This is a genomic window from Halomonas sp. H33-56, from assembly GCF_040147035.1.
Taxonomy (GTDB): domain Bacteria; phylum Pseudomonadota; class Gammaproteobacteria; order Pseudomonadales; family Halomonadaceae; genus Halomonas; species Halomonas litopenaei.
Genome location: NZ_JAMSHP010000001.1, coordinates 2,271,809 through 2,295,481, shown reverse-complemented (window position 1 = coordinate 2,295,481; position 23,673 = coordinate 2,271,809). Strand labels below are relative to the sequence as shown.

Below are 23,673 nucleotides of genomic sequence, written 5' to 3'. Positions count from 1 at the left end.
TCAACCCGCCATGCGGCGCGCCAACGCCGCCTTGATCATGGCTTCTGTGCTGCCCTCATCCTCGAGGCCGGACAACATGCGGCTTGCCTCGGTGGGCTTGTAGCCCAGACTGACCAGCGCCGCCTCGGCGTCAGCCAATGCCGTCTTGCCGGATACCGGTGTGGACGGCTGAGCGTTCCCTTCGAGCGGCAGGCTGTCGGGATGCTGCCAGTGGGGAAAGCGATCGCGCATCTCGATCACCAGACGTTCGGCCGTCTTCTTGCCGACGCCAGGCAGACGTGTCAGCGCCTTGACGTCGTCTTCCATCACGCAGCGGATGAAGGCGTCCTCGTCCATGCCGGAGAGAATCGCCAGGGCCAGCTTGGGGCCGATACCGTTGACCTTGATCAGTGCGCGAAATAGCGCGCGCTCCTGCTCGCGGGCAAAGGCATACAGCAGATGGGCATCGTCGCGCACGGTCAGATGGGTGTACAGCGACACCCGCTCCCCGGCGCCCGGCAGGGCGACCAGGGTGGTCATGGAGGCTTCCATCTCGTAGCCGACGCCATTGACGTCGACCACCAGCCAGGGTGGTTGGGTTTCGAGCAGTGTGCCCGTGATGCGTCCAATCATGGCGCGAATACTTCCTTGATCTCGGCGGTAAAAGTGATCGCCAGTGTACCTGAGACGGCGGTCACGAATCGCGGGAGCGGCTACCCTGCAAGCGTACCTTGCATCCCACTATACGGTGGCAGCCTGGGCCCCGCCAGCACAAACAAACGCTGTTCGATAATGCTTCCGTCGCCACTTTGCGACAGCCTGAACGTCAGCCGATGCAGCAACAACAACCCGGCGCATCGGCGTAAAAAAACCTAGGGCTTGTCTGAAAAGTGCCTGCGCTCGGTAATACGGCGTTAAAAATCGGCTGGTGCGCCAGCCCGGTCAAAATGCTCATTTACACCCCGTAAACTGCGCTTTCTCACCGATTTTTGCCTTGTCTAACCTTCGCTCGTCGACTTTTCGGACAGCGCCTAGGGACGATACTGGCGCCAGGACGTCCCCTTGCCGCCCCCCCTGGAGCCGCTGGGCCGCCCACCGAAGGAGCCCTGGGTGATCAAGCCACGTGACGCGTAGCAGTGCGTCAGGGCGATTCCCAGAGCATCGGCGGCGTCCGCCTGGGGCGTGCCGGACAGTCCCAGCGTCGCCGTGATCATGTGCTGCACCTGGGTCTTGTCGGCACCACCGCTGCCGGTGACCGCCTGCTTGATCTGGCGCGGCCCATACTCGTGCACATCCAGGCCGTGATTGGCGGCGCAGACGATGGCGGCGCCCCGCGCCTGGCCCAGTTTCAGCGCAGAGTCGGCATTTTTCGACATGAACACCTGCTCGATGGCGAAGGCCGCGGGACGGTGGATCCCGATCAACTCGCTGATCCCGGCATAGACCTGCGCCAGGCGCTGGGCCAGGGACTCATCCTTGAGCCGGATGCAGCCACTGGCGATGTAGCGCGGCTGCCGCTCGCTGGCGTCGAGTACCCCGTAGCCGGTGATACGCGAGCCAGGATCGATCCCCAGCACGATCATGCCGGGTTCCCCGGCAGGTCAGCGCTCCAGTTCGGCAAGAATGGCATCATTGAAGTCCGCATTGGTGAAAACATTTTGCACGTCATCGAGGTCTTCGAGTTGATCGATCAGGGCGAGCACACGGCGCGCGAGATCGGCATCCTCGATGGGCGTGGTGGTATCGGCGAAGAGTCCGACGTCGCTGTAGACGGGCTCAAGCTCCGCGGCCAGCAGGGCATCCTTGACGGCACCAAAGCGCTCCGGTGATGTCACCACCTCCAGGCTGCCGTCTTCGTCGGTCAGGATATCCTCGGGCTCCGCCTCCAGGGTGGCCGCCATGGCTGCCTCCTCAGAGGTTCCCGGTGCCAGGGTCAGTCGCCCCTGGTGATGGAACATGAAGGCGACCGATCCGCTGGTGCCCAGGTTACCGCCATGCTTGGAAAACGCGTGTCGCACATCTGAGACAGTTCGATTGCGGTTGTCGCTCATGCACTGCACCAGGATGGCGACGCCTTCCGGACCATAGCCCTCGTAGGTGATCTCCTCCATGTCATCGCCATCATTCTGCCCTGCCCCGCGATCCACCGCCCGCTGGATCGTGTCCTTGGTCATGTTATTGGACAGGGCCTTGTCGATGGCGGCCCGCAGACGCGGATTGTCAGCGGGTTCGGGCCCGCCCTGACGAGCGGCCACGCCCAGCTCGCGGATCAGCTTGGAGAATATCTTGCCGCGCTTGGCATCCTGGGCGGCCTTGCGATGCTTGATGTTCGACCACTTGCTATGTCCTGCCATGGTGCATCCCGTTGGTTGCTGGAAGCCGACGCTTCGCACGTCGCCGGGCGATATTGGAAGACAAGGCCCTGAAGGAGCCTGCCAAAAGCACCTGAACCCGGCGCTGGATCAAATGCGCGCCACAAAGCCCGCCACCTGATCACCCGTTGTGCTAGCGTCGGGCGCTTGATTTATCGCGCATTCTACCGCGCGTGCAGCTCACCAGCGAATCCAGCTCAGGAGTGACGAATGAAGGATGTGGCCATCATTGGTGCAGGGCCAGTGGGCCTATGCCTGGCGCGAGCACTGGCCGGTGCCGGCTTGAGTGTGGCACTGATCGATCGAATCGATCGCCCTCGACTGGCCGAACCCAGGCCCGATGGGCGCGAGATCGCCATGACCCAGGCATCCTGCGACCTGCTTGCCGACATTGGTGTGTGGCAGCGGATCCCCCAGCACGAGGTGGCACCGCTGACGCATGCCAAGGTGTTCAACGGACAGTCGTCCTTTGCCATGGACTTCGACTCCGGCAACGATCGACCACTGGGCTTCATGGTGCCGAACCATCTGATACGCCGCGCCGCCTTCGAGGAAGCCGAACGCATGGACGGCATCGACTGGCACTTCTCGGCGCTGGAAAGCATCACCAGCGACCCCGGTGCGGCGCGTCTGGCACTGGAAGACGGTACTCGCCTGTCGGCTCGTCTGGCGGTGGCCGCGGACAGTCGCTTCTCCGAATCCCGCCGTCAGATGGGCATCGCTGCGCGCATGCGCGATAACGGCCGCAGCATGCTGGTGTGTCGGGTTCGCCACCAACGCGCCCATGACCAGTCTGCCTGGGAGTGGTTCGACCACGGCCAGACCCTGGCGTTGTTGCCATTGCACGAACACCTGTCGTCGGCGGTGGTGACCCTGCCCAGCCAGCAGATGTCGGAGCTTACCGCGCTGCCGCCCGAGGCACTGTCGCAGGCGTTGGCCCATCGCTACGGAGGCAGGCTCGGCGCCATGACCCTGGAGGGAGAGACCCACGTCTATCCCCTGGTAAGCGCCTACGCAGAGCGCTTCGTGGCCGAACGCTTTGCCCTGGTCGGTGACGCTGCGGTGGGCATGCATCCGGTGACGGCACACGGCTTCAACTTTGGCGCCCAGAGTCAGCACCGCCTGGCCCGCCGGCTGATCCGCGCCCACCAACTCGGACAGGACATCGCCGACCCGCAACTGCTGAAGCGCTACGAGCGCGAGCATCGGCTGGCCACCTGGCCGCTGTATCAAGCCACCCAGGCCATCGTTGGCCTTTACACCGATGACGGAGTGCACGCTCGAATGGTCCGTCACCTGGGACTGCGCCTGGGTGACCGACTGGCACCGGCGCGTAGAATGATCGGACAGCACCTGACCGAGCCTCATGGTGGCTCACCGCTCACGCCTCTATCGTCTCTATCACCTCTCACCAACCTTCCGTCGCTGGCCCGTCGCGCGGCGTCTTCCTTGCAGTCACCACTGTCCAGGCTGCTGGGCTGATTTCCCATCAACGAAAAACCCCCGCCGATGGGCAGGGGCTTTTTCGGTACAGCACGATAGCGTAGCGTTATTCGCCGGCTTCGGGCTTGGCCTTCTGACGCAGGCGGATACTCAGATCCTTGAGCTGGTCGTTGCTGACCTCGCCAGGGGCGTCGGTCATCAGACAGGCTGCACTCTGGGTCTTGGGGAAGGCGATGACCTCGCGGATGGTACGAGCGCCGGTCATCAGCATGACCAGGCGATCGAGACCGAAGGCCAGACCACCGTGGGGCGGCGCACCGTAGTGCAGCGCGTCCAGCAGGAAGCCGAACTTCTCGCGGGCTTCTTCTTCACCGATACCCAGGATCTCGAATACCACGCTCTGCATGGCCTGATCGTGGATACGGATCGAGCCGCCACCCAGCTCCGTCCCGTTGAGCACCATGTCATAGGCACGCGACAGGGCCTCGGCCGGGTTGGCCTTGAGCTCCTCGGGGCTGCACGCCGGCGAGGTGAAGGGGTGATGCAGCGGGCTCAGGCGACCGTTGTCGTCGGCCTCGAACATCGGGAAGTCGACGACCCACAGCGGCGCCCAGGGCTGGGTGTAGAGATCGAGATCCTCACCCAGCTTGACCCGCAGAGCCCCCAGCGCCTCGTTGACGATGCGCGCCTTGTCGGCACCAAAGAAGATGATGTCACCGTCTTCGGCACCCACACGATCCAGCAGGGTCTCGATCACGCCTTCCATGAACTTGACGATCGGCGATTGCAGGCCCTCGATGCCCTTGGCACGCTCGTTGACCTTGATCCAGGCGAGGCCCCGCGCGCCGTAGATACCGACGAACTTGGTGTACTCGTCGATTTCCTTGCGCGACAGCTTGGCGCCACCGCTCACCTTGAGCGCGGCGACACGGCCGTCATCAGCGTTGGCCGGACCGGAGAAGACCTTGAAGTCCACCTCCTTCATCAGGTCATCGACGTCGGTCAGCTCCAGCGGGATGCGCAGGTCCGGCTTGTCGGAGCCGAAACGATGCATCGCCTCATGCCAGGTCATGCGCGGGAACTCGCCCAGATCCACGTCGAGCACGTCCTTGAACAGGCCCTGCACCATGGACTCGGTGATGCGCATGATGTCGGCCTCTTCGACGAAGGAGGCCTCGAGGTCGATCTGGGTAAATTCCGGCTGACGGTCGGCACGCAGGTCCTCGTCACGGAAGCACTTGGCGATCTGGTAGTAGCGATCGAAGCCCGCCACCATCAGCAGCTGCTTGAACAGCTGAGGCGACTGCGGCAGCGCAAAGAAGCTGCCTGCGTGGGTCCGGCTCGGCACCAGATAGTCACGTGCACCTTCCGGGGTCGCCCGGGTCAGCACCGGCGTCTCGATGTCGAGGAAGCCCTCGCCCTCGAGGAAGGCCCGCACGCTATGGGAGATGCGAGAGCGCAGACGCAGCTTCTCGATCATCTCCGGGCGACGCAGGTCGATGTAGCGGTGCTTGAGGCGAATTTCCTCACCCACCTTGCCGTGCTCGTCGAGCTGGAACGGCGGCGTGGCGGCGGTGTTGAGCACCTCCACTTCCTTGGCCAGCACCTCGATCAGGCCGGTCGGCATGTTCGGGTTCTGGGTTCCCTCGGGACGCATGCGCACTCGGCCCTGGATGCGCAGCACGTACTCGCTGCGGGCGCGGTCGGCATTGGCGAAGGCCTCGGCGGTATCGGGGTCGACCACGACCTGGGCGATACCGTCACGATCGCGAAGGTCGAGGAAGATCACCCCACCGTGGTCACGGCGGCGGTGTACCCAGCCGCACAGGCTGACCGTCTGGTCCACCAGGGTTTCGTTGAGCTGGCCGCAATAATGGCTGCGCATGTTGGTTCCTGTCATGTTGCGTGAAGGTAAAGGCAATTCGTTGGATCAGGCAGCGGCGCCGTCACCGGAAGCGGAGCCACCACCGGAGGAGGCACCGCCTCCGCCGCTGTCACCCGCCAGATTCTTCTTGGTGCCACCGGTCTTGAAGTCGGTCTCGTACCAGCCGCCACCCGCAAGACGGAAGCCAGCCGCCGAGACCAGGCGGTTCAGTTCCGGAGCTTCACAGGCCGGGCAGTCGGTCAAGGGAGCGGCGCTCATGCGCTGCAGCTTCTCCAGCCGATGGCCACAGGCCTTGCACTGATATTCGTAGATGGGCATGGTTCTAGGTCTCCGTTCGCATTGTTCCTGCGGGGCGGGAAGCCGGCGTCTGATCTGCCTGACACACCCTCGATCACGCCGCTTCCGATCCCGACATGCGATATAGGGCCGGCCAACAGCAATTCCAAGCCCAAATCAAAGGGGCGCATTATAGCGTGCTGAGCGCCTCAAGGCCCAGCCCTGTGCACCGATCTTCGCCACCAGACTCACCACACCCACCAAACACAACAGGAGAAGCGATGAAAGCTGTATTACTGGACGCCGACAGCCTGGGTACTGATATCGACCTGGCACCGCTGCGCGAGCAGCTCGAGAGCCTCGAGGTTCACCCCACCAGCACCCCCGCCGAGGCGCGTGAACGGCTGGCCGGCGCCGACGTCGCCATCGTCAACAAGGTGGTGCTGGATGCCGATACCCTGAACGCCCTGCCCTCCTTGCGGCATATCTGCGTACTGGCCACCGGCACCAACAATATCGACATGGAGGTGGCGAAAGAGCGTGGCATCCGCGTCGACAACGTCAACGCCTACGGAACCGCCAGTGTCGCCCAGCATACGCTGATGCTGATCCTCGCCCTGGCCACTCGCCTGCCGCAGTACCAGCGCGACGTGGCCGAAGGCCGTTGGGGACAGAGCCCGTTCTTCTGTCTGATGGACCACCCGACCCTGCAACTCGAAGGCAAGCATCTGGTGCTGGTGGGACAGGGTGAACTGGGCTCCAAGGTGGCCGCCCTGGCCGAGGCATTCGGCATGCGGGTGAGCTTCAGCGCGCGACCAGGCAACGAGGCCAATGACCGGCGCCCGGCACTGGCCGAGCTGCTGCCCGAGGCCGACGTGGTCAGCCTGCATTGCCCGTTGACCGAACACAGTCGTCATCTGCTCAACGCGGACAACCTCAAGACCATCAAGAAAGGCGCCCTGCTGGTGAACTGCGCCAGGGGTGGAGTGATCGATGAAGAAGCCGCTCTGGCCGCCCTGCGCGAAGGGCAATTGGGAGGCCTTGCCGTCGATGTCCTTCCCGCGGAGCCGCCCCGTGACGGCCACGCCTTGATCGACGCAGTCAACGAGTCGCCGCGCCTGAACCTGCTGGTCACCCCGCACAGCGCCTGGATCACCCCTGAAGCGCGACAGAACATCGTCAAGCTGACCGTCGACAATCTGCGGAACGCTGCGCAAGAGAGCTGACGCCGTCCATGGCGGGCACAGAAGACCGTGCCCGCCTGACACCAGGCCACTGTTGGCACCCTGCCCCTTGCTGAGCTCTCTCCAGGCTTTCGTCACGCTGATACAAGGTTATCGTCACGCTGATGCCAAGCTTATGCAACGTTATCGCCACGCCGATGCAACGTTATCGCGCCCCTGATCGGCATGTTCGGGCGAGTTTAGCGAATGCGACGCCTCCCAACGGCCTGTCCTCATCGCCTATGAGTAACAACTCGGTGCAATTGGCACATTCGGGTTTTGCTAAACTAAGATAACGGTATAACTTTGGAAAAAAACAGCAGCCTCGTTACCGATGGCGGTTGCACCCTTGCGTCGGCCCGGCATCACTCCGATACTTCGCGCTGAGCCCACCCCCTCATCGGACACCCCATGCTGTACAACTACGGGTCGATCAATCTCGACCATGTCTATCGCGTTCCCCATCTCGTTCGCCCGGGGGAAACCCTGGCGAGTCATGAGCACCGAGTCGGCCTTGGAGGCAAGGGAGCCAACCAGTCGCTCGCGCTGGCCAAGGCCGGAGGTCAGGTGGCTCACTGGGGAAGCCTGAATGCCCAGGATGGCTGGGCCCGCCAGCAGCTTGCCGATGCCGGGGTCGACGTCAATGGTATTGCCGAGGTGGCCGCCCCCTCCGGCCACGCCATCATCCAGGTCGACGACGGCGCAGAGAACGCCATCCTGCTGTTCCCCGGAGCCAACCACCACCACGCGGCCGACGACCTTTCCAGGCTGATGGAGGGCACTCAGGCCGGCGACTGGCTGCTGCTGCAGAATGAATGCAGCGCCCTGTCCGATGCGATCCGGCTCGGACATGAAAAGGGACTGAACATCGCCTTCAACCCGGCGCCGATGAGCGACGCCGTGCTGGACCTGCCGCTCGACCGGTGCGATCTCCTTTTCGTCAATCGGGGCGAGGCCGCCTGGCTGGCCGGTGTTGCAGAGGATACCGATGCCGACGCCTTGCTCACCGCCCTTTCCGAGCGCCTGCCCAGCACCCAACTGGTGCTGACGCTCGGAGGCGAAGGCGCCTGGCATCAGCACGGCGGACAGCGCCAGTTCCAGGCGGCGAGTCGGGTCGAGGCGGTTGACACCACCGCCGCCGGGGACACCTTCATCGGCTACTATCTGGCCGCGATGCAGGAACAAAAGACCGTGGCGGATTGCCTGGCGCTGGCCTCCACCGCCGCCGCCCTCGGCGTTCAGCGCCAGGGCGCGGCCGCCAGCATTCCGACCCGCGACGAGGTCGACACAGCGCTGGCGAGCGGCCAGCACGCCATCCGTTGAGACCTTCAGGCCAATCACAGGAGCTTCCGTGAGCACCCCGATCATCTTCGATACCGACCCGGGCGTCGACGACGCCCAGGCCATCGCCATCGCCCTGCGCCATCCCGACATTGAGCTGCTCGGCATGACCACCACCTTCGGCAACGTCGACATCGAGACGGCGACCCACAATGCCCTGCTGCTCGGCGAGATCGCTGGCCAGCCGGTGCCGGTGGCCCAGGGCTCGGCCTGCCCCATGGTCAAGCCTCGTCATCCGGCACCCAAGCATATCCATGGCGACAACGGCCTGGGCAATATCAGCCTGCCCGAGGTCAAGGGACAGGCCGACGCTCGCAGCGCCGCCCAGTTTATCGTCGACACCGTGCGCCAGCGTCCGGGCGAGGTCACCCTGGTGGCGGTCGGCCCGTTGGGCAACCTAGCTGCAGCGCTGCAGCTGGACCCCGAGATCACCCGCCTGGTCAAGCAGGTGGTCATCATGGGCGGCTCCATTCGCGAAGGCGGCAACGTCACCCCGGTGGCAGAAGCCAACATCTTCAATGATGCCCACGCCGCGCAGCGCGTCCTGACCGCCGACTGGCCGCTGACCCTGGTGGGGCTCGACGTGACCCATCGCTGCATCCTGACGCCGGAACACATGGCCCGCATCGAGGCAGGCCAGGGCGAGCTCGGCAAGATTCTGGCCGGCAGCTACGACTTCTATCGCGCCTTCTATCGTGAAGCCCTCGGCATCGACGGCTGCTGCCCCCATGACAGTGTGGCCCTGGCCTGGCTACTGCGCCCGGACCTGTTCGAGACCACCCGCGGCCACCTCGGTGTGGTCACCGAAGGGCCGGCCGAGGGGCAGACCATCCTCGCGCCGGAAGGCAGAGGCTTTATCGCCGACCGCTGGTCACAGACACCCGTGGTCGACGTCTGCATGAAGGTAGACGGCAAGGCCGTCAGCGACTGGATCGCGGACACCCTGGCCTGAACGACTCAAGCCAGCAAAAAGCCCCGGGCGGGCACGACACTGTCCCTCGACATTATCCGTCGTGCCCGCCCGGGGCTCTTCTATCGCTGGACCTTTGAGGTCATGGCGCCAGCGGCGACGACCGCGGGCGCTCTACACCGGGCTCTAGCCCGTCGTGAAATCCCTCGGCGGCTTATCCAGCGTCACCTCACGGGTGGTGACCTGGGTCACTTCGGCCTGCTCGGGCCCATATTCAAGCCAGTCGGCGACCCGTTCCACCGCGTCACGAGGTCCACACAGCAACACCTCGACACTGCCGTCCGGCAGGTTGCGCGCATACCCCGCAAGCCCCTCTGCCTCGGCTTGCTGCCTGGTGGCAACGCGATAGCTCACGCCCTGTACTCGCCCTTCCACCAGGGCCTCCAGGCATAGGGTGTCATCGGACATCGTGGCTGCCTCCTGCTGCTCGTCCATTGGTTCCTCTCTGGCGACATCGGCATCTTGAACGGTATCATCGACGCTGACCTCGTCATCTTCGTTGGCCTGACGACTCTCCACCGTGCCAGCAGTCTCCGCTCCCCCTGCCTCCAGCTCCGCCTCATGCTGACGCTCGCGAGCCTCCTGCTCGAATTCCCGTTCTTCTTCGGCGCTCAACTGGGCACGCACGCTCTGCTGATCGAGCAGTTCCTGCTTGACCAGCACGGCGCTGTTGCGCGGGATGATGGGCTTGTGCCGGGCGAGTAGATGGACCTTGGTAAAGGCGGCGCCAAACAGCAGGATCAGCGAGGAGTAGTAGACCCACAGTAGTACCACCACCACCGACCCCGCCGCGCCGTAGGTCGAGGCAGTCGCGTTGTAGGCCAGATAGAGCGCGATACCGGTGCGCCCTATCGAGAACAGCAAGGCCGTGACAACCGCACCGACGATGACGTCGCGCCAGCGCAGCACCACGTCGGGCAACACCTTGAAGATAGTGGCAAAGAGCGCGGCGATCACGCCGATCGACACCAGCAGCTCCACCCCTCGTGTCAGCAGGCTGACGTAGGGCAGCACATCGTCGGCGGCCTTCAGTGCCGCCCTGACGAACACCCCGAGCCCCACCGACACCAGCAGGATGAAGCCGATCGCCAGCACGATCGTCAGTGACAGCATGCGATTCTTGACGAAGATCCACAGACTGTTGCTGCTGGGGCGTGCCGCGACACCCCAGATGGTGTTCAGCGAGAACTGCATCTGGCCGAACACCGTAGTGGCACCAACCGCCAGGGCGGCAAAACCCAGCAGCGTCGGCAACAGGCCGGACTCCTGGATGCGCGACTGGGCGACGGCATGCTCGATGGCGGTGGCCGCCTCGGGGCCCATGGTGCCCTGCAACTGGGCGAAGATTTGCCCCTGTGCCGCCTCCTCGCCCAGCACCACACCGATCACCGTTACCGCGATGATTACCGTCGGCGCCAGCGAAAACAGGGTATAGAACGCCAGCGAGCCGGCGTAGCTGAAGGCGTTGCGCTCCAGCCACAACGCCACCGAGCGACGCAGCACCCCCCACCAGAAGGCGAAAAACTGAATGATCATGGCGTTCCCTCGTCATTATCGTTGCCCTCAGCATACCTAACACCGACGGTATACGCAGAAACATGCGCCAACGCGACGCCCAAGCGCTGCCAGTTCATCACGACCGGATCATCGTGACGGGTTTATCAAGCCTCCTTCATCTAGCCTCATTCACCTATCCCTGGAGCCTGTCTGTTTGCACCGGTCTGTTTGCGCCTGCCAGTCGTCGCCACCATAATGGCGGCGACGTTTTCCAGGAGTCCTCCATGCCCACCGATCTGGTCACCTCTCCGCCGCAGACCGAGTTCGACTGCCTGGTGTTCATCGGACGCTTTCAGCCCCCGCACCTCGGCCATCTGGCGGTGATTCGGGCGGCCCTCAAGCAGGCCAGACAGGTCATCGTGCTGGTAGGCTCCGCGTGGCAGGCGCGCTCACTGCGAAACCCCTGGCGTTTCGACGAACGCCGCCAGATGCTGCGCAGCGCCTTCGACGAAGACGACAACGCTCGCCTCGAGATCGTGCCGCTGCTGGATGCGCTCTACAACGACGATGTCTGGGTACACGACGTCCAGCGCAAGGTGCGCGATCTAGCCCATCCCGAGAGCGCACGGTTACCACGTATCGGGCTGATCGGCGCCAGCCGCGGTCAGTCGAGCTACTACCTGTCACTGTTCCCCCAGTGGGAGTCGGTGAGCGTACCGCTGGTCGAAGCGATCTCCGCCAGCCAGATTCGAGAACGGCTATTTCGCTCCGAGGGCTCGGCGGTAGAGTATCTCTCCACCAACGCAAGCCACGATCTTCCACCGGGAGTGGTGGAGCATATCCGGCGCTTCATGAGCGGCAAGCCCTACCGCCAGCTCGGTGAAGAACAGCAATTGCTCGACCAGTACCGTTCGGCCTGGGCCCAGGCGCCCTACCCGCCGATCTTCGTCACCGTCTGTGCGGTTGTGGTGCAGTCGGGCCATGTGCTGCTGGTGCGGCGCACCTCGGCACCCGGCAAGGGACTCTATGCCCTGCCCGGGGGCTTTATCAGCGCCCAGGAACGACTGATGGACGCCTGTCTGCGAGAGCTGCGCGAACGCATTCGGCTGAAGGTGCCGGAGCCGGTGCTCAAGGGATCGCTACGCGGTCAACGGCTATTCGACGAGCCGCACCGAAGCTGGCGTGGACGAACCCTGGCAGAAGCCTTCTACTTTGCCCTGAGACCGGATCAGAACCTGCCGAGGCTGAAGCCCGTCAAGGGGGGCGACCATGCGCGCTGGGTGCCCCTGGCGGAACTCGAGCCGGAAAGCCTGTTCGAGGATCACTTCTTCATCATCCAGAACTTTCTCGGGCTGCCTGCCGATCGACGCTCCTGAGGCACGCGGCAAGATCCAACGGCGGTAACGACATGGCGGACAAGGGAGGCCCCCTGTCCGCCAAGTTTCCTGCTTGTGACGGCCTGGCTAACCGTCAATCGTCCTCGGTCAGCAGCGACAATGCCTCAAGCAGATTCGGGTCCAGGTCATTCGACCGGTGATGGGCCCGACTGAGCTGCTCGCTGAAGCCTGGCGCGGCCACAGGGAACGATGGCTCACCTTCACTCACCTCCAGCCGCACCTTGTCCAGGTCCAGCACCAGGCGATAGTGATGTGCTTCCCCTTCACTGCCTCGGCTATCGATATCCAGCGTCACCTTTTCCAGCGCCGCCGAGCGTTCGATCAGCAACTGACCGATCGAGGGACGCTGAATCCAGTCCGGCAAGGCTCGTCCCCCGGGTAATGACACCTTGATGTCGCGTTGCCCTTCCGGCAGCTTGAGCCACGCCCGCTCGTTCTCGACCAGAGCCTCCAGCGTCGCTCGGCCATCGCTGCTTGCCCACGACGTCGCTCGCACCTCACCGGGATGAGCCAGCGACCTGGCTTCCTGCAGCATCGAGGAGTTCCAGGCGCTGGATTCTCTCGGCTGATCCTTGTTTACCACCTCCATTTCAGCGTCGGTCAGCGCCGAGATGCCGTGTACCGCCGCTCTTACTGCCCCATCCGCAGACAGGTCGGCAAGGCCACCAAGGCCTCCGTACTGATTGACCACCTCATCGACCATGCCATCGGCATGCATCAAGGGCCCTTCAGCATCCGACTCGACATCCTGCGACGGGACTTCGGGCGCACGGTCACCGATATACAAGCTATTGAGGGGCTCCACCGTCACCGAGACGGTCACGTAGGTTACACCGCCCTGCCCGTCCGACACCGCGACGACAAAGCTGTCGCTGCCGGAGAAGCCTGCTTCCGGCACATAGACGAAGGATCCATCCGGGTTCAGGGTAAGCTGACCGTGTCGAGGACCGTCATCCAGCGCGAAGGTGAGATCATCCCCTTCAACGTCCGATGCCACCACCTGACCAGCGGCGGCTTCACCGCTACCGGTGACGATAGGATCGGCACTGGCCACAGGGGCGTCATTGACCGGCTCAACCGAGACGGTGACTACCACGGTAGTGGTGGCACCGCTGGCGTCGGTCACGGTCACGCTGAAGCTGATATCGCCACTGACGTCGGGATCGGGCACAAAGGTGAAGGTGCCATCCTCATTGAGCGTGACGCTGCCGCCGCCCGGTTGATGGTCGAGACGGAAGGTCAGGTCGTCATTGTCCACGTCGGTGGCGACGACACGCCCCTCGACCGGGGTATCCTCGGTGGTGACGATGGGATCTACGCTGGCGACAGGGGCGTCGTTGGCGCCGAGAACGCTGATCGTCAGCGTCGCGGTCGAAACACTGCCATCGCTGTCGGTGATGGTGTAGCTGAAGGTCTCGGTGAGCGTCTGCCCCGGTTTGAGCGCGTCCACCACCGGGTTGCTGTTGTCCAGCGTATAGGAATAGCTGCCGTCCGCGTTCAGCACCAGGCTACCGTAACGGCCCTCCACCGGCTCGCCAACGCCACCTTCGGGCGATGACTGACCTGACCCGACCGCCGTGACCCCGCCATCCACCGCAACGTCATCGACACCATAGTGGTCATTGAGGAGGACGTTACCGCTGCAGTCGCTTCCCGGCTCTGAGCCTTCCTCGCTCACCTCACCACGGTCATTGCCGGTGCCAGGACCATCATCGATGATGGCGATGGCCAGGGTACCAATGTTGGCGGTGGTCTCGCCCTCCACGTCGGTGACGCCGATGGCGAAGCTGTCGTTGACCGCGCCGCCGGAGTGATCGGCCCTCGAGGCCAGATAGTAGGTATAGCTCACCTCTCCGGTGGCGGGGTCGTAGTAGCGCAGCACCAGGGTGCCGTGATCGCCGGTCACCTCGATGGGATGGCTACCACAGTCCTTGAGCTGATCCAGGCTGATGGTGCTTCCCCCCAGGGTCAGGCTGGACAGACTGTCGGCTGGTCCAAGGGTAAAGGTGCCACTGTGGCTCAGGCCCAAGCCCTCGTGGCTGCCTCCTGTCAGACCGGCCTCGTCAACCGACCCATCGGTGGTGGCGTCGCCTGCTGAATCGCCCCCTCCTGGCTCACCGCCTCCATCCCCCAGCCCACCGACAGTCACCTTGTCGTCCACCGCCGTGACCGAAATGCTCAGGCTCGCGTCGGAGGTCGCGCCCCCATCGTCACTGACGGTGTAGGTGACCAGTGGCACTTCGCCGTTGTAGTTCAGCGCCGGCACGAAACGGTAGCTGCCATTGGCGCTGATGGTCAGCTCGCCGACGCCTTCGATGACGGCGGTCTGCCCTGCCAGGAAGGTTCCCTCGATACCATCGACACTGAAGCCCGTAACACTGAGGCTATCGCCCTCGATATCGCTATCGTTGGCCAGCAGGCCGTCTTCGGCGGCGACCGTCAGAGGCGTGTCCTCGGCGATCGTGGCCTGGTCGTTCTTGGCGGACGGCGCGTCATTGACCGGTGTCACCGAGACATCGACCTCCACCGTGACGGTGGCACCGGAAGGGTCGGTCACGGTGACGGTGAAGCTGGTGTCGCCGTTGAAGTTGGCATCCGGGGTAAAGGTAATGTTACCTTCCTCATCGAGGCTAACGGTGCCACCCTCAGGCTGCGCATCCAGACTGAAGGTGAGCTCATCGTCATCGACGTCGGTGGCGATGATCTTGCCATCCACCGGAGTATCCTCGCTGGCGGTCACCTTTTCCGCAGAAGCCTCCGGCGCGTCGTTGGCTCCACGAATGGTGATCGTCAAGGTGGCGGTGGCGAGATCGCCGTCGGCGTCGCGAATCTGATAGCTGAACGTGTCGGTCCGCGTGTCACCGACCTGGAGCCCGTCCACCTCGCCATTGGTGTTGTCCAACGTATAGCTATAGCTGCCATCGGCGTTGAGGATCAGGCTGCCGTAGCTCCCCTCTAGCGAGACGCCGGTGGCCCCATCGAGACTTCCGCCTTCCACACCTACCCCGACCACCGCCCCATTGGCATCCGCACCATCGGCACCCGGGCGATCATTGGCCCAGACGCTGCCTGCGCCGGCAGCACCGTCCTCGACGACTACGCCGCTGTCATTGGTCGCACTCGGACTATCATCGTCGATGTCGATCACCAGCGTCCCGGCGTCGGCGGTGACCTCACCCTCCACGTCGGTCACGCTGATCATGAAGTCGTCGCTGACCGGCTCGTTGGAGTGATCTGCGTTTGAGGTCAGCAGATAGCGGTAGCTGACCGTACCGGTGGCGCGATCGTAGCCTTCGATGGTCAAGGTGCCGTAGCGGCCCTCGATCGCGATGGGTGACGACGCGCTGGCCTCGAGCTCGGCAAGGCTGATGCTGCGACTGCCCAGGGTAAAGCTCGCCAGGCTGTCCGCCGGCCCCAGGGTAAAGCTGCCACTATGGATCAGCCCGTTACCTTCATCGCTGCCCCCGGCCAGGCCGGCCTCGCTGACGGAGCCGTCACTGATGTTGCCTCCCTCGCTGCCATCGTTACCGTCGCCCAGGCCGCCCAGGTTGACCTGGTCATCCACCGGCGTGACCGTGATGTCCAGGGTGGCGGTGCTGGTCCCACCCTCGCCATCGCTGACGGTGTAGGTGATCGTTGGTACCTTGCCGTGGTAGTTGAGTGCCGGTTCGAATCGCCAGACACCATCGGCCTCCACCGTCAGCTTGCCGACACCATCGATGGTGACGGTCTCACCGACATCGATGCTCTCGCTCATGCCGTCGACGCGAACGTCCACGACCACCAGGCTGTCGTGATCGGTCTCGATGTCACTGTCGTTGTCGAGCAGACCAGGCAGACTGTCGTCGCTCGACGAGTCAAGCGGCGTGTCCTCGGGGGTACTGGCGGTCTCGCCGGTCACCTTCGGTAGATCATTGACCGCCTCCACCTTGACCGTGACCTCGACAGTGGTGGTACCGCCATTGCCATCGGAAACCGTGACCTTGAAGGTGATATCGCCATTGACGTTGTCGTCGGGGGTGAAGGTAAAAGTGCCATCGTCGTTGAGCGTGACCTTGCCCCCGTCGGGCTGCGCGACCAGATCGAAGCTGAGGTCATCTCCTTCAACGTCACTGGCCTCGATGGTACCGCTGACCGGGGTATCCTCCTGGGTCGTCAATGCATCGACGCTGGCCGTCGGCGCGTCGTTGGCCCCCTCGATGGTGATGGTCAGAGTCACGGTGGACGTGCTGCCGTCGGCGTCGGTGATCTGATAGCTGAAGATCTCGGTCAGCGAACCACCCGATTTGAGGCTATCGACCTCCGTATTGGTGTTGTCCAGGGTGTAGATATAGCTGCCGTCGGCGGCCAGGGTCAGACTGCCGTATTTGCCGACAACCTCGCTACCGACACCGTCTGAGCTGACGCTGGAGCCCGGGCCCGACGCCGTCACCGTGACGTCTCCATCGGCACCCTCGCGGTCATTGGTCAACACACTACCGGCGCCGGCATCGCCGTCCTCGGCGACGCTGACGCTGTCCTTGGCGGCGATCGGCGCGTCATCGAGAATCTCGACCTTGAGGTCCTTGCCGTAACCCTTGGTGTCGTTGCCGAAGGTATCGGTCATCGACACCTCGACGTGGTCGAACACCGCGCCTCCGGAGTGATCGGCCTGCTCGGTCAGCACGAAACGAAACGTCACGGTGTTTTCCCGCACGTCGGTGCCGTCGCCTAGCTGGTAGCCGATAATCTCGAAATAGCCGTGATCGGTCTCGATGCGTACCGACGGATTGTCGGCGGACAACGCTGCCAACTCGCTCGGGGTGAAACTCGTGTCGCCGATGGTCAGGGTCTCGAGCTGCTGCTCCACTCGGTCCACCACCGAGAATGATCCCTCGTAGATCACCTCACCCGAGTCTCCAGGGTCTGTGCCGGTGGCGCCATCCGTGTTGAGTTGAGCTTCGTCTACCTCGCCCCCTTCCGTGCCAACGACCGCCGTCGTGCCGTAGATGCGAATGGTCAGGGTAGCGGTGGCCGTATCTCCGTCAGGATCGGTGATCTGGTAGGTAAAGGTGTCTGAAACGTGTCGCCCGGCAGGCAGCCCCTTGACCGTGTCCGAGTCGAAATCGGGTACATAGCGGTAGCTGCCGTCGGCGTTCAGGACAAGGGTGCCGTATTCGCCCTGAAGCCCCTGTCCGATATGGGACGCCGACGGCCCATCTGATCCTGCCCCCACTGCACTGACCGTGCCACCGTCACCGCCCAGGAGATCGGCGTCACCGTCCATGGCATCGGGATCGTCGCCTCCGTCTCCGGTCAAGACGTTTCCATCGGCGATGCTGCTGGGTTGATTCGGCTTGTTGATCGCGTCGTCGACGTCGTTCACGGCCTTCGGTGCATCATCGAGTATGGCGATCGACAGGGTACCGGCATCCGCAGTGACGTCACCCTCGACGTCGGTGACGGCGATCGCAAAATCGTCACTGACAGGCCCCTGGCTATGGTCGGCGTGTGCCGTGAGGGTATAGATATAGCTGACCGTGCCACTGGCCCTGTCGTAGCCATTGATCACCAGCTCGCCGTGGCCACCCTGGATCCTGATCGGCGTACCGGCACTGTTGACCAGCTGGTCAAGCGTCAAGGTGGTTCCGCCAAGGCTGATACTGGCGAGGCTGTCCGCCGGTCCCAGGGTGAAGCTGCCGGTATGGGAGACGCCACTACCCAGGGTACCGGTCCCCCCCGCCAGGCCGGACTCGCTGACCTGTCCATCGTTGGCACCATCACCGTCATCACTACCATCGCCCAGACCACCGACGGTGACCTTGTCGTCGACCGCCTCGACGGTGAGCTGGAGCGTTCCGGTGGTAGTTCCGCCGGCACCATCGCTGACGCTGTAGCTGATCTTTGGCACGTCACCGTGGTAGTTCAGCTCCGGCTCGAAGCGGTAGGAGCCATCGGCGTTCAAGGTGAATTTGCCGACGCCCTCGATGGCGACCGTCTCGCCCGGCTCGAAGGTTCCCGTCACGCCCTCGATGGAAAAGCCGCTGACGCTGAGACTGTCACCATCCACATCGCTGTCGTTGGCCAGTACCCCATTGTCCTTGTTCACCACAAGGGGGGTGTCTTCACTCGTGCTGTTGGTGTCCGGTTTGGCGACAGGGATATCGTTGACCGCATCCACCGCAACCGTGACCTCCACCGTGGTGGTACCGCCGTGACCGTCGTCTACCGTGACGCTGAAGCTGACATCACCGTTGACGTTGGCGTCGGGGGTAAAGGTGAAGCTGCCGTCTTCATTCAGTGAGACCGTGCCCCCGTCCGGCTGGGCCACCAGATCGAAGGACAGCGAATCGCCATCCACGTCGCTGGCGGTGATCTTGCCGGAGACCGGCGTGTCTTCAGGCGTGGATATCGCATCCACGCTGGCCACAGGGGCATCGTTCGCGCCCATGATGGTGATGGTCAGGGTCGCTGTACTGGTATCACCATCGGCATCGATGATCTGATAGGTAAAGACCTCGGTCAGGTGCGCCCCCACCGCCAGCGCGTTCACCTCAGTGTTCGTGCTATCGAGTTTGTAGAGGTAGTTGCCGTTGGCATCGAGGATAAGGCTACCGTAACTACCGGCGACGCTGCTGCCGACACCGCCGCTCGGCGATTCCTTGCCGCTGCCCACCGCATTGACCAGCCCCTTGCTGGGGGCACCATCGGCTCCAGCCAGATCGTTGCCGATGACCGAGCCGCTGATGTTGCCACCGTCCTCCACGGCCTGGCCGGTATCGGCCTTGGCCACCGGTGCATCGTCGATGATGGCGATGGTCAGAGTGCCCGCATTGGCGGTGACATCTCCCTCGACGTCGGTCACCCCAATGACGAAACTTTCGTGGATCGCACCATCGCCATGGCTGGCATTGGTGGTCAGTGTGAAGGTGTAGCTGACGATACCGGTCTTCTGGTCGTAGCCGGTGATGGTCAGCCGACCATGGGTGCCGTTGATCTTGATCGGGGTGGTGGCGCTGGCCTCCAGCTGCGCCCGAGTAATCGATGTAGTGCCAATGGACAGGCTTGCCAGACTATCGGCGGGCCCCAGCGTGAAGCTGCCGCTGTGGGATATCCCGCCGCCCGCCACATCCGAGCCACCGGTCAGGCCCGACTCCTTGACAGAGCCGTCGGTCATGGCGTTGCCGTCACTGCCATCGTTGCCATCGCCAAGCCCGCCCAGGCTGACCTCGTCATCCACCGGCTTGACTGTGATAGCCAGCGCACCGCTGGTGGTCCCGCCGTTTCCATCACTGACGCTGTAGGTGACCTTCGGCACGCTGCCGTTGTAGTTGGTCGCCGGCACGAAGGTATAGGAACCGTCGGCGTTCAGGGTCAGGGTCCCCACCCCGGCAATGGTGGCGGTTTCGCCCGCCTTGAAGCTGCCCGTCACGCCCTCGACACTGAAGCCGCTGACGCTCAGGCTATCGCCTTCCACATCAGCATCGTTGGCCAGTACCCCCTTGTCCTTGGCGACCTCGAGTGTCGTGTCTTCGTTGGTCTCGGCCTTGTCATCCACCACCGTCGGGGCGTCATTGACCGGCGTCACCGTGACGCTGACCTCGACGGTGACGGTGCCTCCGTTGCCGTCGGAGACGGTTACGCTGAAGGTAATGTCACCATTGACGTTGGCGTCGGGAGTGAAGGTGAAACTGCCATCCTCACTCAGGCTGACGGTACCGCCTTCCGGCTGGGCGACCAGATCAAAGGACAGGTTATCGCCATCCACGTCCTCGGCCACGATGCTGCCGTCCACCGGCGTATCTTCCGATGTGGTCAAGGCGTCGACCGAGGCGGTCGGTGCATCGTTGGCCCCCTTGATGGTAATGGTCAGGGTGACGGTGCTGGTATCGCCGTCGGCGTCGATGATCTGGTAGCTGTAGGTTTCGGTCAGGGTCTCGCCCTGCTGCAGTGCATTGACCATGGCGTTGGTGTTGTCCAGCGCATAGACATAGCTGCCATCGGCGTTGAGCGTCAGGGTGCCGAAGCTGCCCACAAGGGCGCTGCCGACGCTTCCCCCATCGGTGGATTCGGCAACACCCACCTTTGACACCTTGCTGCCATCAGCGCCCTGCCGGTCGTTGCTCAGAACGTTGCCTGTGGAGGCGGCGCCGTCCTCGGTCACCGAACCGGTATCGGCGGTGGCCGACGGCGCATCATCGGTGATGCGGATCGACAGGGTACCGATACCCCTGGTGATATCTCCCTCGACATCGGTCACATCGATGGTAAAGCTGTCCTTCACCGCACCACTTGAGTGGTCGGCGGCGGAAGTCAGGGTGTAGCGATAGCTCAGCGTCCCGGTCTGGCGATCATAGCCCTTGATCGTCAGGGTCCCGTGGCTGCCGCTTACCTTGATCGGCGTCGTGGCACTGGCCTCGAGCTGGGCCAGCGTTATGGTTGAACCACCCAGGGTAAAGCTCGCCAGGCTGTCCGCCGGACCCAGCGTAAAGGTGCCGTCGTGGGTCAGTCCTGTGCCCTCGGCATCGACCAACCCTGACTCCTTGACCTCTCCGTCGACGCCGTCCCCGCCATCACCGAGCCCGCCCACCGACACGCTATCGTCGACCGAATCGACCGTGATGCTGAGGGTGGCGGTGTCGCTGACGTGCCCGTCGCTGAGCACATAGGTCACCTTGGGTACGCTGCCATGGTAGTTGAGCGCGGGATCGAAGCGGTAGGAACCATCGGCGTTCAAGGTCAGGGTCCCCACCCCGGCAATGGTAGCGGTTTCCCCTGCCGTGAAAGTGCCCGTCAGCCCCTCGACGCTGAAGCTTGCCACCGACAAGGCATCGCCATCGATATCACTGTCATTACTCAGCACGCCCTCGTCCTTGCCAACGATCAAGGGGGTGTCCTCCGCTGTGCTGGCGCTGTCGTCTGACGCGACCGGCACATCATTGACCGCACTAACCTTGACCGTCACCTCTACCTGGGTCTTGCCGCCGTGGCCGTCATCCACCGTGACGCTGAAGGTGATGTCGCCGTTGACGTTGGCGTCCGGCACGAAGGTGAAGGCGCCGGTGTCCTCGTCGAGGGTGACGGTTCCCCCCTCGGGCTGAGCATCAAGGGTAAAGCTCAAGGAGTCACCATCAGGGTCCTCGCCGACGATGGTGCCCGTGGTCTCGCCGTCCTCTGCACACTTGGCGGTGATATCCTCCGCTGTCGGGGCGTCGTTGGCGCCCTTGATGGTGATGGTCAGGGTCGCCGTGCTGGTATCGCCGTCAGCGTCGGTGATCTGATAGATAAAGGTCTCGGTGAGGGTTTGCCCCTTCTGCAGGCCGTTGACCGTAGCGTTGGCGTTGTCCAGGGTGTAGAGGTACTTGCCACTGGCGTCCATCACCAGGCTACCGTAGTCACCGGCAATGCTGCTGCCCACACCCCCCGAAGGCGCAGCCTCGCCCTTGCCAACCGCGCTGAGTGCACCGCTGTCGGCGGCCCCATCGGCCCCCAGGGTGTCATTGGAAACGACATTGCCCGTCAGCGAACTGCCGCCGCTGGCGTCTTCGTCGACGCTGCCCTGGTCTGCCTTGGCGGTCGATACGTCATCGACCACCAGGATGGCCAGCGTGCCTGCGTTGTAGGTCTCGTCGCCATCGCTGTCGGTGGTGCCGATGGTAAAGCTGTCCAGGACCGGATCCGACCCATGATCGGCGACGGACGACAGGACGTAGCGGTAGGACACGACCCCGGTATCGCTGTCATAGCCGTTAATCGACAGCTCACCGTAGCTACCCGTGATGGTGATCGCGGTGGTGCCACTGGCCTCCAGCTGTGCCCGGGTTATCATCGTGACACCGATGGTCAGGCTGTCGAGGCTCGAGGCAGGCCCCAGGGTAAAGGAGCCCGTGTGCACACTACCACTGCCGCCGGCGGCAGAGCCCCCGGTCAAGGCCGATTCGTTGACGCTGCCATCGCTGCCGTCGCTGCCATCCCCGAGGCCGCCAAGTGACACGCTGTCTTCCACCGAGGCAACCGTAATGGTCAGGGAACCGCTGGAGGTCCCGCCCTTGCCGTCGCTGACGGTGTAGGTGATCTCCGGGACACTGCCGTGGTAGTTGGGCGCCGGGGTAAAGCTGTAGGAGCCATCTGCGTTGAGCGTTAGCGTCCCCTTGCCGGGGATGCTGGCGGTCTCACCCGCAGCGAAGCTGCCGGTGACTCCGGCCACTCTGAAACCGGAGATGGCCAGACTATCCCCGTCCACATCGCTGTCATTGGCCAGAAGTCCTTCGCTCTTGTCGACACTCAGCGTCTCGTCTTCCTTGGCATCGCCCCTGTCGTTGGTGACCACAGGGGCATCATTGACGGCGTTCACCGTAATCGTAAGCGTCGAACTGGCGTAGCCTCCGGATCCCTTCAGGGTGTAGCTGATGATCGGCAGTGCACCGAAAAAGTTCGCCACCGGATCGAACCGGTAGGAGCCATCCTTGGCCAGCGTCAGCTTGCCGATGACATTGCCGTCACTGTCCTTGACGGTATTGGCCTGCCCCAGTACCAGGGCGGTATCGGCCACGCCGTCACCGTCGGTGTCGATGGCCGCCGAGGCGATTTCGGTGGCCCCCGCCAGGGTATCGTTGGATAACAAGCCCTTATCCTTGGTGACCACCAGCGCCACATCCTCATTGGTCTTCCCGGCGTCTTCCACCGCCGTCGGCGGATCGATGCTGTCACGGTAGTCCAGGTCGAAACCGGGTGGCGAGGCGTCGCTACCGTCTGCTGCGATATCGTTGTCGTCGTCAGAGAGCCCAAAGTTGCCGTCAACAAGGTTCTCATCATTGGCATCAAAGCCATCGTTGGCGTCCGATCCCTCGAAGATGTCGAGGAGCCCGTCGCCGTCGGTATCGGTGCTGTCACTGAGCGACGTTGCGCCATCGTCGCGCTCGGCGATATCCAGCTTGCCGTCGTTGTCGGAGTCGCGATCGAGGTAGTCTGCCGTGCTGTCGCCATCGGTATCGACCGGCGTCAGCCCTTTGCTGGCAGTAGCGGTGGTATTGCTGGTGTCCTTGTCGTAGGCGTCATCGAGCCCGTCCTTGTCGGCATCGGCGCCAGAAGGTTTTATATAATCCTGGGTCGTCTGCGCCTCGACATTGTCGGTGATGCCATCATTGTCACTGTCGATATCCAGGTGATCAAAGACGCCGTCTTTATCACTGTCCCTGTAGGCCGCATGGTTGCCGGAACTGGCAAGCCCCAATTCCCTTAGCTGAAGCTTATATCCTTTTATTGAGGGGCCAGTTTCATAGGTACTCATGATAACAACTTCAAACCGGAG

The 23,673-nt window shown here is 63.4% G+C and carries 12 protein-coding genes and 1 pseudogene; 5 read left to right on the top strand and 8 right to left on the bottom strand.

The window, feature by feature from the left end; translation table 11 throughout:
- From ruvA to NFH98_RS09665, 3 genes are all read right to left on the bottom strand, one after another.
- Positions 1-612 carry a Holliday junction branch migration protein RuvA gene (gene ruvA / locus NFH98_RS09675; RefSeq protein ID WP_045992044.1) on the bottom strand — a complete coding sequence of 204 codons (612 nt, stop codon included), beginning with the start codon at positions 610-612 and terminating at the stop codon, positions 1-3.
- Between the two features lie 398 nt (positions 613-1,010).
- Positions 1,011-1,562, bottom strand: a complete 552-nt coding sequence (ruvC, locus tag NFH98_RS09670; RefSeq protein WP_108133601.1) for a crossover junction endodeoxyribonuclease RuvC — start codon at positions 1,560-1,562, stop codon at positions 1,011-1,013.
- Between the two features lie 18 nt (positions 1,563-1,580).
- The gene (locus NFH98_RS09665; protein WP_349622611.1) at positions 1,581-2,333 is read right to left on the bottom strand and encodes a YebC/PmpR family DNA-binding transcriptional regulator; all 753 of its coding nucleotides are present in this window, start codon (positions 2,331-2,333) and stop codon (positions 1,581-1,583) included.
- A 228-nt stretch (positions 2,334-2,561) separates the two neighbouring features.
- Here NFH98_RS09665 and ubiM point away from each other — a divergent pair, with 228 nt between their 5' ends.
- Positions 2,562-3,833, top strand: a complete 1,272-nt coding sequence (gene ubiM / locus NFH98_RS09660) for a 5-demethoxyubiquinol-8 5-hydroxylase UbiM (RefSeq protein ID WP_348828065.1) — start codon at positions 2,562-2,564, stop codon at positions 3,831-3,833.
- 67 nt (positions 3,834-3,900) lie between these two features.
- Here ubiM and aspS read toward each other — a convergent pair whose 3' ends face one another.
- Together aspS and NFH98_RS09650 are read right to left on the bottom strand one after the other, a co-directional pair.
- A complete protein-coding gene (aspS, locus tag NFH98_RS09655; RefSeq protein WP_045994968.1) occupies positions 3,901-5,679 on the bottom strand; it encodes an aspartate--tRNA ligase in 1,779 nt (592 codons plus the stop codon).
- Between the two features lie 45 nt (positions 5,680-5,724).
- Positions 5,725-5,997, bottom strand: a complete 273-nt coding sequence (locus NFH98_RS09650; RefSeq protein ID WP_045994967.1) for an FmdB family zinc ribbon protein — start codon at positions 5,995-5,997, stop codon at positions 5,725-5,727.
- 239 nt (positions 5,998-6,236) lie between these two features.
- Here NFH98_RS09650 and NFH98_RS09645 point away from each other — a divergent pair, with 239 nt between their 5' ends.
- The 3 genes from NFH98_RS09645 (at position 6,237) to NFH98_RS09635 (ending at position 9,471) form a co-directional block, all read left to right on the top strand.
- Positions 6,237-7,181 carry a D-2-hydroxyacid dehydrogenase gene (locus NFH98_RS09645; RefSeq protein WP_349622610.1) on the top strand — a complete coding sequence of 315 codons (945 nt, stop codon included), beginning with the start codon at positions 6,237-6,239 and terminating at the stop codon, positions 7,179-7,181.
- Between the two features lie 408 nt (positions 7,182-7,589).
- On the top strand, positions 7,590-8,501 hold the full coding sequence (locus NFH98_RS09640; RefSeq protein WP_348828063.1) for a ribokinase: 912 nt from the start codon (positions 7,590-7,592) through the stop codon (positions 8,499-8,501).
- Positions 8,502-8,529: 28 nt separating this feature from the next.
- Positions 8,530-9,471, top strand: a complete 942-nt coding sequence (locus NFH98_RS09635) for a nucleoside hydrolase (RefSeq protein ID WP_348828062.1) — start codon at positions 8,530-8,532, stop codon at positions 9,469-9,471.
- A gap of 144 nt (positions 9,472-9,615) precedes the next feature.
- On the opposite strand, the gene NFH98_RS09630 is transcribed toward NFH98_RS09635, so the two are convergent.
- Both NFH98_RS09630 and NFH98_RS09625 read right to left on the bottom strand, forming a co-directional pair.
- Positions 9,616-9,897, bottom strand: coding sequence for an acylphosphatase (locus tag NFH98_RS09630; RefSeq protein WP_348828126.1), 282 nt, complete (start codon positions 9,895-9,897; stop codon positions 9,616-9,618).
- Positions 9,898-10,128: 231 nt separating this feature from the next.
- Positions 10,129-11,025: pseudogene (locus tag NFH98_RS09625) on the bottom strand (YihY/virulence factor BrkB family protein); the annotation flags it as partial.
- Between the two features lie 245 nt (positions 11,026-11,270).
- On the opposite strand from NFH98_RS09625, the gene NFH98_RS09620 reads away from it, so the two are divergent.
- On the top strand, positions 11,271-12,362 hold the full coding sequence (locus NFH98_RS09620) for a bifunctional nicotinamide-nucleotide adenylyltransferase/Nudix hydroxylase (protein ID WP_348828061.1): 1,092 nt from the start codon (positions 11,271-11,273) through the stop codon (positions 12,360-12,362).
- Between the two features lie 94 nt (positions 12,363-12,456).
- Here NFH98_RS09620 and NFH98_RS09615 read toward each other — a convergent pair whose 3' ends face one another.
- Complete coding sequence (locus tag NFH98_RS09615) at positions 12,457-23,652, bottom strand: cadherin-like domain-containing protein (RefSeq protein WP_349622609.1); 11,196 nt, start codon at positions 23,650-23,652, stop codon at positions 12,457-12,459.
- Between the last annotated feature and the right edge of the window lie 21 nt (positions 23,653-23,673).